This is a genomic window from Caldicellulosiruptor sp. F32 (assembly GCF_000404025.1).
GTDB lineage: Bacteria > Bacillota > Thermoanaerobacteria > Caldicellulosiruptorales > Caldicellulosiruptoraceae > Caldicellulosiruptor > Caldicellulosiruptor saccharolyticus.
Window position 1 is genome coordinate 210,783 of the sequence record NZ_APGP01000030.1, and the last position, 7,531, is coordinate 218,313.

Here is a 7,531-nt window from a genome sequence, read left to right on the forward strand (position 1 = left end):
AAAAACTAAAAATCTTTTCTCTTTCTAAAATTCTGCTTATAACAAATCTGGTTACACCTTTAATTGTTAGTATATCAAAAAAACTGATAACTGGCAATAGAAAATTTTAGAAGTTTGCCTACTAAACTGTGAAAGTCTCTATTTCTCTACCTCAAACATCTCGTCAATCATTTACCTTTTGTTAGTAACCTATATACATCATTTCCCCTGCTTGCCTTCAAACTACAATATTATCATCTCTTTTGTGGAGCCTGTTAAAATTTCGCATCCATTTTTCTTCACAACGACCAAATCTTCTATTCTTACACCACCCACCTCTTCAAGATAAATGCCTGGTTCAACTGTTACAACCATATTCTCCTTCAAAATTGCTTCTGACTTTGGCGAAAGCCTTGGAAGTTCATGTATTTCAAGCCCCACTCCATGGCCTAATGAATGGCCAAATTTTTCTATATAACCAAAGGAACCTATATAATCACGTGCAATTTTGTCCACTTCAAGACATTTCATCCCTTCTTTTATAAATTCTTCTGCCTTTTGCTGAGCTTCTTTTACAATATTGTATATGCGAATCATCGAGTTGTCAGGTTTTCCAACAAATATTGTCCTTGTCATATCCGACATGTAGCCGTCAAAGCTGCAGCCAAAATCTATTGTTACTGTATCTCCATACTCAATCTTTTTGTTCGTAGCTGTGCCGTGCGGAAGCGAACTTCTTTTTCCAGATGCTACAATAGGTTCAAATGAAAACCCTTTGGCTCCGTTTTTCAATATAAAATAGTTAAGCTCTGCAACAACCTCATATTCCGATACGCCCGGTTTTATAAATCTTAAAATATGCTCAAAAGCCTTATCTGTTATCTCAATAGCTCTCTTTATAAGTTCAATCTCTTCCTCATCTTTCACAGCTCTTATTTCATCAATGCTGAAGGAAAGAGGATAAATTCTATCCCCTATCTTCTCTTTCATATCAGAAAATGTTGAAAAAGTAAGGTTGTATCCTTCAAAATAAAGTGAATCTATATGATTCTGAGAAAGAATATCCAAAATGGCTTCATAAAGCTTTCCCTTATAGTCGATAATCTCAAATTCACTTACCTCTTTTTTTGCTTGTTCAACGTATCTAAAATCTGTAAGTAGGTATTTCTTTTTATCTCTGGTGAGAAGTAAAAAACTCTCATCTCCTTTAAAATTGCTAAGATATCTCACATTTTCTTTTTTTGTGATAAATACCGCCTCTATTTTTTCATCCCTTGCAAAAACCTTCTCAATTCTCTTGTCAGTCATTTATAATATCCCTCACTTTTGTAACTTTTTTTAGATCAAACTAAAATCTCCTTTAATGCGTAAAGTGCAATTATATAGCTTTTTATACCAAAACCAGAGATTTGTCCTACACATGCTGGTGCAATTACACTTCTTTTTCTAAACTCTTCTCTTGCAAAGATGTTGGAAATATGCACTTCAATTGTTGGAATATTTACAGCTTTTATTGCATCGTGAATGGCATAACTGTAATGGGTGTAAGCACCTGGATTGATAATTATTCCATCTATATTTTCATCAAGAGCTTTGTGGATTCTATCTACAATCTCACCCTCATGATTTGACTGAAAAAAGAGTATATTTAGATTAAGCTCTATTGCCTTTTTTGATATCATCTCCAAAAGCTCATCATAGTTTGTGTTACCATATATATTTTTTTCTCTGATACCTAAAAGGTTTAGATTTGGCCCATTTATCACTAGAATCTTCTTCACCCTGTACCTCACATCCTTTTTTCTAATATTTCATGGTAAATTTTCTTTAGCACAAGTGCGTCTTCACTCATATAATCCTTTGATTCACAGATGATGACAGGTTCAAGCTTTAGCTCAACAAGAGCCTCTGCCAGTGGCTCAAAGTCCGGCTCATATTGTTTGTCCTCATAATTCCAATGTTTTTTTTCTCCTTGGGATGTATATTCAATTCTGCTAAAGTGACTGTGAAATCTTCTCATTCTCTCGTATCCAAGCTGGTTTATGAATTTTTTTAAAAGATTTTCAAAATCCTCTCTGGTTTTTAACCCCCCACCAGTGAATGCATTAATGTGTCCAAAATCAATTGTTGGTAGAAGAATCTCGTCTATTTTGCATATCTCTATTATTTCATCAACACTTCCAAGATTATTTTTCTTTCCCATTGTCTCTGGACATAAAAAAATTCCTTCTGCTTTCATTTCCTTGACTACATTTACAACCTCAAGTATAGCTTTTTTGGCTGTCTCAAAAGCAAGTTTTCTGTCAACCTTTGCACAAGACCCAGGATGAAATACAATCCTCTCTGCTTTCATTTCTTTTGCGACCTCTATGCACTCATAAATATATTCCTTGGACTTTTGCAATTTCTCTTCCTCTTGACTGCCAAAGTTTATATAATACGGAGCATGGATTGACACAAGTATATCATACTTTTTAGCTTCATCTCCTATTTGTCTTGCCTTTTCCTTTGAAATATTTACACCTTTGTTGCACTGGTATTCATATGCTGAAAGCCCTATAGAATGAAGCCACTTTGGTGCTTCAACACTGGACTTGTATCCTGCATCGTAAAAGCTCTGGGAGTTACCTGCAGGCCCAAACCTTGTCATTTCCAACTCTCCTTTGCCATATGGATTGAAATTATCTTCTCAGCTACAAGATCAGGACTTAGGATATCTGTGTTTATCTCAAAATCACAGTTCTTATAAAACGGCATTCTTATGTTCATAAGTCTTATAATGTTGCTAAGTTTGTCACCGTTTTTCAGAAGCGGTCTTGTGTTATCGTCTTTTAATCTTTTTAGAATATTTTCAGGAGATGCATACAAAAAATAAATGACTCCATTTTTTCTTAAAAGATTTACATTTTCAGGATCTAAAACAACTCCTCCACCTGTTGATATAACAACGTTTTCAAGCTTTGAAACTCTTTCAATAACTCTTTTTTCGCATTCTCTAAATTTTTTCTCACCATGTATTTCGAATATCTGGTCAATTGTCAACTTAAACTCTTTTATTATCTCAGAGTCGGTGTCAACAAGATCAATATTCAATTTTTCTGCAACTAATCTCCCTATAGTTGTCTTGCCACTTCCCATAAAGCCTGTTAGGACAATATTTTTCATTTTAATATACCTTTCCTTTTTAATAAGCTGTGTGGTGTGAAAGTTTGTATTTATTATACCATAAAATCTTTACATTGAAAAAATAAAAAGACCATTCTTACAATCGAATGGCCTTTTAAAAATATTTTACTTTCCCACTTTCTCCTGAGTCTTTATAATCTCAATGCAGTTCATAAAATCTTTAAGCATTGCCCATCCCTGTAAGCCTTTTTCTGTTTTTATAAGGTACCAATCATAAAGCTTATTGTTCTTCTTCGATTGGTCTTTAAACCAATTAGAAGTGTCGCAACTTACTATTTCTATCTTTTCTCCTTTCCTTGTAATTGTTAATTTGCTTTTTTGGTCTCTGTAAGAGTATAAAACAAAGGGTTTTTTAACATATGCAAAAACACCAACATTGTATAACTCCTGTGGAGAAAGTTTTAAGGTCCGTACACCAGAAAGTGTCTGGTTTAAGACATATTTTTCTTTTTTTATCCAAAAGTCCATATTCACTTCAACGATAACTTCCTTATTTCCAAAAATGAGCGGTTTTGAATTTGAGCTAAGAAGTTCTTTAAGCGCTTTACCTCTATAATCTAAAATCACATACTTTTCACCCTTGTTTGAACTATAATGAAACAGAATTTCTTTGTATTGATCACTGCTATCTATGTCTACTATTTCAGGTACAAATACCTGTAAAATATTTTCTTTTGGTTGATAAAGGCTACTGTTTACACTCAGTACATACTTTTTCTGGTTTTTATCCAGCCAAACGCTTATTGTATCCACCTGCGCATCTGAATTCAAATCAACCTGTTGCTGGAAAACCAATTCTCTCTGGATATTTTGCTTTGCAGATTTTGAAGCTTTTTGAACTGAAGCCGGCAACTTGTTTAAATTTTTAGCGCTTGCTGCCATAAACAAGCTTTCGATAATAAGGGCTATTATTAATGAAATTATAAGTAATATCAGGGCTTTTGCTATTATTTTCCTGAGCATCCTCGTTCATCCTTTACATAATGTTTATCCTTCTAATTATAATCATACCCCAGTAAAAAAGGGGTATCAATACTAATAAGCAAATTTACAAGATTTTTTAATATTTTTGTAATCCAAATCACCTTGAACTTTTTTATATTTCAGAGCGTTTAATTTGCAGCAGGAGTGATAGGTAGTGGATGAAAAAAGATTAATAGATGAGGCAAAAAAAGGAAATAAAGAGGCTCTCTGCAAGCTTATTGAAAATAATCTAAATATTCTTTCTGGTTTTGTGATAAAGATGACTACAGACTATCATCTTGCCCAGGATGTTGTACAGGAAACTCTTTTAAAAGCTATCATAAACATAGATAAGTTCTCACCAGATGTAAAGTTTTCGACATGGCTTATAAAAATCTCTATAAACGTATATAAAAGCTTTTTGAGAAAAAATAAAAGATATACCTACTTGGATGGATCATATAAAGATTACATGCAGGACGCAGAACATGCTGCCATATCAAATAGTGAATACAAGGACATTTGCAAAGCTATTTTGTCTCTTGATTATAAACTCAGAGCTGTTTTTATTTTAAAACATTTTTATGGGTATAAATACAAAGAAATTGCCAAAATTTTAAACTGTCCTGTCGGGACAGTAAGGTCAAGGCTCCATTTTGCTATAAAGTTTCTGGTAAAAGAGCTTGAAAAGAAAGGAGTGCTGGAAAGTGAAAACAAAAAAGAGTGAAAAAATTCAAGATTTAATTATTGATAAATACTATGAAGAAATAGAGAATAAAGTTTCAGAAAAAATAGATTGCGATAATACTTTGCTTGAAAAAAAGTTGAAACTTTTAAAAAACAAACTTGAGCCTATGAATAAACTTCCTTTGGTGAAGATAGATATCCAGAAAGTCATTGAAGATGCAATAGAAGCAAAAGTAAAAAAGCAGGAAAAGGTTAATCTTCTACTATTTTTGCTTTTGAGTTTTCTTATTTTTTCCGTTTATATTTTGTTAATTAACATCAATGGTTTTGGATTTTTCATAAGGCTTCAGATACTTTTCGAAACGCTGTTGCCATGGATTTTGATCCCTGCATCATTGATATCTAAGAAGAAAGGTGTGAGAACATGAAGATTAATAAAACATTTGTATTTTTTCTCATTACAGCTACTATTTGCTTGAGCTTTTTGCTTTTTTTAGTCCAGCAGTTTTCTGATGAAAAAATACCAATGGGTCTTTTGATAATTTTATTCTTCTTATTGATGGCTCAGGCTGTATATATATTCTTTGATGCTAAAAACAGAGGCGAAAAATACTATTTTCTCTGGGGTTTATTTGGACTTTTAAATTTTCCTAGCAGTCTTATAATATATCTTCTTATCACAAGGGTAATTCTAAAAGATAAAAATAAAACAACTTACTGAAAAGGAGTGTTTCGGGATGCTCGGAAATATGGATATAGAAGAAATGCTAAAATTGCTTACACCTGTAATTGTACTGCAGTTTGTTCTTATGATTTTCTGTCTTGTTAAGTTGAAAAATGACAAAGTAAAATATCTCCCAAAATGGACGTGGGCGCTAATAATAATTATTTTCAACTTTGTGGGTCCTATAGTTTACTTGTTACTTGGAAGAGAGCGTGATTAGTTTGCTGAAAGTGATAAATCTTCACAAAAGCTTTGGAAAAGTAAAAGTTTTAAAAGGCATATCATTTGAAGTAAAACCTGCAACTGTCCATGGTTTTCTTGGACCAAATGGAGCAGGTAAGACAACCACAATGAAAATTCTCTCTGGACTAATTAGTTTTGATGAAGGCACAATATTATTTGAGAATCTTGATTATAAGACAAACAAAAATGTAATAGTGAAACAAATTGGATACCTTCCTCAAACCCCTGTATTCTATGGTTATCTCACACCAGTTGAGTATTTAAGCTTAATAGGACAAATTTGCAATTTTGAAAGTAGAACTATTAAAAAGAGGACTGAAAAAGTCCTTGAGATTGTAAAACTTTCAAGCGTTTCTAAAAGAAAAATCTCAACTTTTTCAGGCGGAATGCTTCAGAGACTTGGAATAGCTGTCGCAATATTTAATAAGCCTAAACTATTGCTTCTTGATGAACCAACCGCTTCTTTAGACCCCGAAGGAAGAGCTGAAGTTTTGGAACATATAAGATCCTTGAAAGAAGAAGGAATTACAGTATTTTTTTCAACACACATATTAAACGATGTTGAAAGAATTTGCGACTACGTAACAATATTGCATGAAGGTAAAATAATTGTCAGTGACAGTTTAGAAAACCTTCAAAAACAATATATTCAACCTGTTTTTTGTGTTGAGTTTGAAGGTATTCCTAACAAGTTGGAAGAAAAATTCTCTCAGTTTCCTTATATTCGAAAAATCGATATTGACAACTACGGGAAAGTCTCAATTTATGTTAACAATGTTGAAATTGCAAAAAGAGAATTGATAAAAGTACTGGCACAGATAGATAAGCCCATCTTATCCTTTTATTTAAAAAAGCCCTCGCTGGAAGATATCTTCATAAGGGTGGTAGAAAAAAGTGACGACATTTAAAGCATATTTTAAAAAAGAATTCATTGAAGGGATAAGACAGTATAAATACATTGCTCTTTCAACAGGTATAATATTGTTCTCTATTTTAGATCCAATAATGTTAAAACTTCTTCCAACTTTTGTTAGTAACAAGATTCCTGCCAATTTAATACACCAGCTATTTGAGTTTAAGACTAAAGATGCATTGGCAAATTATGTCAAAGATCTTTTTCAAATTGGTACGCTATTTGTAATATTCACTGCTGCAGGCAGTATAAATGAGGAAATATATTCTCAAAAAATAGTTTTTCCTCTCACAAAAGGTGCAAGTAAATCTCAAATTGTTATGGCAAAGTTTCTACATTTTTTAGTTGCAGTTTGCTTTTTCTTGTTTGTAGGCTTATTCCTCAACCGATATTACGCTAATCTTCTTTTTGAAGGACAAAAAATTGCTATCTCCGATACAATTCTTGTTTATTTTCTTTTGTGTATTTATTACCTGTTTGTGATTTCGATTACACTACTTTTCAGCAGCTTTACAAAGAAAAATATCTCAGCTGGAATTTTGGCATGTGCAGCCTCTTTTTCTACTGCTCTACTCTCTCAGTTTGAAAAACTTAAGAAGTTCAGTCCATATAATTTAATTTTGCTTACAAACAGTGTTGATTTACAAGATGCAAAAATAGCAATGTTAATTACCGTTTTTTTAACTCTTATATTCTTAGTAACAACCATTTCTCGATTTAATAACTTGGAATTAAATTGAATTCTCATACACAGGAATTTTTTATATGCTACCATATGTAAAGATGGTTAAGTAGAATATGAGAATTGTTAAACATTTAACACACTTATTAAAAAT

At 32.4% G+C, this 7,531-nt stretch carries 11 protein-coding genes; 6 read left to right on the forward strand and 5 right to left on the reverse strand.

Translation table 11 applies throughout. The features are described 5' to 3' along the window. Positions 1 to 222: 222 nt before the first annotated feature. The 5 genes from H964_RS03450 to H964_RS03470 all read right to left on the reverse strand — a co-directional run bounded on the left by H964_RS03450 (position 223) and on the right by H964_RS03470 (position 4,128). On the reverse strand, positions 223 to 1,287 hold the full coding sequence (locus H964_RS03450; RefSeq protein ID WP_039764585.1) for a M24 family metallopeptidase: 1,065 nt from the start codon (positions 1,285 to 1,287) through the stop codon (positions 223 to 225). Between the two features lie 35 nt (positions 1,288 to 1,322). After that, a complete protein-coding gene (gene aroQ / locus H964_RS03455; RefSeq protein ID WP_039764587.1) occupies positions 1,323 to 1,760 on the reverse strand; it encodes a type II 3-dehydroquinate dehydratase in 438 nt (145 codons plus the stop codon). A gap of 8 nt (positions 1,761 to 1,768) precedes the next feature. Then, positions 1,769 to 2,629, reverse strand: coding sequence for a TIM barrel protein (locus H964_RS03460; RefSeq protein ID WP_039764589.1), 861 nt, complete (start codon positions 2,627 to 2,629; stop codon positions 1,769 to 1,771). Beyond that, positions 2,626 to 3,144, reverse strand: a complete 519-nt coding sequence (locus H964_RS03465; RefSeq protein ID WP_039764592.1) for a shikimate kinase — start codon at positions 3,142 to 3,144, stop codon at positions 2,626 to 2,628. The genes H964_RS03460 and H964_RS03465 overlap by 4 nt, the downstream gene beginning before the upstream one ends. 126 nt (positions 3,145 to 3,270) lie before the next feature. Further along, a complete protein-coding gene (locus H964_RS03470) occupies positions 3,271 to 4,128 on the reverse strand; it encodes a hypothetical protein (protein WP_039764596.1) in 858 nt (285 codons plus the stop codon). Positions 4,129 to 4,303: 175 nt separating this feature from the next. Here H964_RS03470 and sigY point away from each other — a divergent pair, with 175 nt between their 5' ends. Genes sigY through H964_RS03500 form a run of 6 tightly spaced genes read left to right on the forward strand, consistent with a single transcriptional unit; the run spans position 4,304 to position 7,435 of the window. After that, positions 4,304 to 4,855 (forward strand): RNA polymerase sigma factor SigY, encoded by a 552-nt coding sequence (sigY, locus tag H964_RS03475; protein ID WP_039764598.1) that lies wholly within the window; start codon positions 4,304 to 4,306, stop codon positions 4,853 to 4,855. Then, positions 4,836 to 5,243: a hypothetical protein gene (locus H964_RS03480; protein ID WP_039764601.1), complete on the forward strand. Its 408-nt coding sequence runs from the start codon at positions 4,836 to 4,838 to the stop codon at positions 5,241 to 5,243. The genes sigY and H964_RS03480 overlap by 20 nt, the downstream gene beginning before the upstream one ends. Continuing rightward, on the forward strand, positions 5,240 to 5,536 hold the full coding sequence (locus H964_RS03485) for a hypothetical protein (RefSeq protein WP_039764603.1): 297 nt from the start codon (positions 5,240 to 5,242) through the stop codon (positions 5,534 to 5,536). Before H964_RS03480 ends, H964_RS03485 begins: the two co-directional genes overlap by 4 nt. Positions 5,537 to 5,552: 16 nt before the next feature. After that, entirely contained in the window at positions 5,553 to 5,759 is a 207-nt protein-coding gene (locus H964_RS03490; RefSeq protein ID WP_039764605.1) for a PLD nuclease N-terminal domain-containing protein, read from the forward strand. Next, complete coding sequence (locus tag H964_RS03495) at positions 5,752 to 6,690, forward strand: ABC transporter ATP-binding protein (protein ID WP_039764607.1); 939 nt, start codon at positions 5,752 to 5,754, stop codon at positions 6,688 to 6,690. Before H964_RS03490 ends, H964_RS03495 begins: the two co-directional genes overlap by 8 nt. After that, positions 6,677 to 7,435 carry an ABC transporter permease gene (locus H964_RS03500; RefSeq protein WP_039764609.1) on the forward strand — a complete coding sequence of 253 codons (759 nt, stop codon included), beginning with the start codon at positions 6,677 to 6,679 and terminating at the stop codon, positions 7,433 to 7,435. Before H964_RS03495 ends, H964_RS03500 begins: the two co-directional genes overlap by 14 nt. Positions 7,436 to 7,531 lie beyond the last annotated feature (96 nt).